The organism is Streptomyces sp. NPDC002130, from assembly GCF_040296465.1.
Classification (GTDB): Bacteria; Actinomycetota; Actinomycetes; order Streptomycetales; family Streptomycetaceae; genus Streptomyces.
Window position 1 is genome coordinate 1 of record NZ_JBEOXI010000762.1, and the last position, 1,549, is coordinate 1,549.

1 protein-coding gene and 2 pseudogenes are annotated in these 1,549 nt (G+C 63.1%); all 3 read right to left on the reverse strand.

Going from position 1 to position 1,549, the window contains the following annotated elements:
* Positions 1 to 402: 402 nt before the first annotated feature.
* A complete protein-coding gene (locus ABT116_RS45265; RefSeq protein ID WP_003943371.1) occupies positions 403 to 978 on the reverse strand; it encodes a recombinase family protein in 576 nt (191 codons plus the stop codon).
* 188 nt (positions 979 to 1,166) lie between these two features.
* Positions 1,167 to 1,284, reverse strand: a pseudogene (locus tag ABT116_RS45270) (transposase); the annotation flags it as partial.
* A gap of 75 nt (positions 1,285 to 1,359) precedes the next feature.
* Positions 1,360 to 1,452 (reverse strand): annotated as a pseudogene (locus tag ABT116_RS45275) (hypothetical protein); the annotation flags it as partial.
* Positions 1,453 to 1,549: the final 97 nt, after the last annotated feature.

Here is a 1,549-nt window from a genome sequence, read left to right on the forward strand (position 1 = left end):
TTCTCCAGTGTCGTCATCTCGGCACCTCCTCGCCGAGCATTCACTCAGCGTCTCGGGCCAAAACACCGATTACGAAACAGTCCCCGGACGCAGGCCTCGCAGTCCTGGTGGGCTGTACACTTCTCGCTGCGGCTGCGCTGTTGGGGTATACGTGGTGGTCGTGGAACTCTTCCGCACCACGGCGGGCAGAAGACATGGCTGATGATTATGTGTTGACCCACGGGGGTTTCCGAGCCAATTCTGTTGTATTTGAGCGCTCTCGCCGCCGATCCCACGGCCAAAGGAACGGCGGCGCATCGGGACCCTGCCGATGGGTTGGCTCGAATGGAGGGAAAGGCTGCGGACACAGGGCGGTACCGCGTCGGTTTTGACGGTTCGGCTCGTGCTTGGTTCGTGTGAGGATTACTGCTGCCCGCCGGCCTTCTCGGGTGCGAGGGCACGACTGACGGAGGATCTGCCGACACGGAGTGTCGAAGCTATCGTGTCGAGGCTTTTGCCCTGTTCACGCATCGTGCGGGCGAGTTCGGTGCGTTCGGGGGTCATGACGGTGGGCCGGCCGCCGTGTCGACCTTGGCGTCGAGCGGCTTCGAGGCCGGCGTGGGTGCGTTCGACGATCATGCGGCGTTCCATTTGGGCGAGGGCTGCCATGATGTGGAATAAGAATTCGCCGCCTGCGGTGGTTGTGTCGAATCCTTCGGTGAGGGAACGGAATGCGATACCACGTTCGCCGAGGTTGTGGACTGTGTCGATGACGTGGCGGACGGATCGTCCGAGGCGATCAAGTTTCCAGACGACAAGGACATCACCGTCGTGATCGCGTAGGTAGTTCAGGCATTCGGTGAGCTGGGGGCGCTGCGTTGTCGAGCCGGATTCGTAGTCGGTGAAGATGCGGATCGCGCCGGCTTGGCGGAGTGCGTGCTGCTGCAGCTCGGGGTTTTGTTCGAGGGTGGAGACGCGGGCGTATCCGATGATGCTCACAGTCTCGGTCCTTCTGGTCTGCTGCTGTGTTGTGGGATGGTGCGGCTGTTCATGAGTTGGTGGTCGACCTCGGGGCTCCAGTGGGTATGGAACTTGGTGGTGTCGAGGTCAGCAAGTTCGCGCTCCGGAGCGACTGGTGTGGGAGTTGGCCGAACCTGGGTCGACTGTGACTCGTGTTGTGATGCTTCGTCCGGTAGGCCTTTGAGCCCGTCGCAGACCAGGAAGAATACGTCCCGGGTGCCGCGATGTCGGATGTCTGTCAGCACGCTCATCGAAGAAATTGGCGCCCTCACCGCCGGGGCCGGCCGCGCCGATCCAGCCGGCGCCCGTGGTGGCGATGATGCCCTCGGCGTGCGCGGCGATGAGCTCTTCGTCCATACGCGGCCATTTGCCGAGCTGACCTTCGATGGATGCGAGCGAAGACAGCTTGAAGAGGTTGCGGAGCCCGGTCGCGTTCTCGGCCACCATCGTCATGTGGGTGTACGCGCCGCTGCCGGAGAGCGGAAGTCGTCCTGGTCCTCGCGGGGGACGCCGAGCAGGTCGCAGATGGCGTAGATGGGGAGCGGGAAGG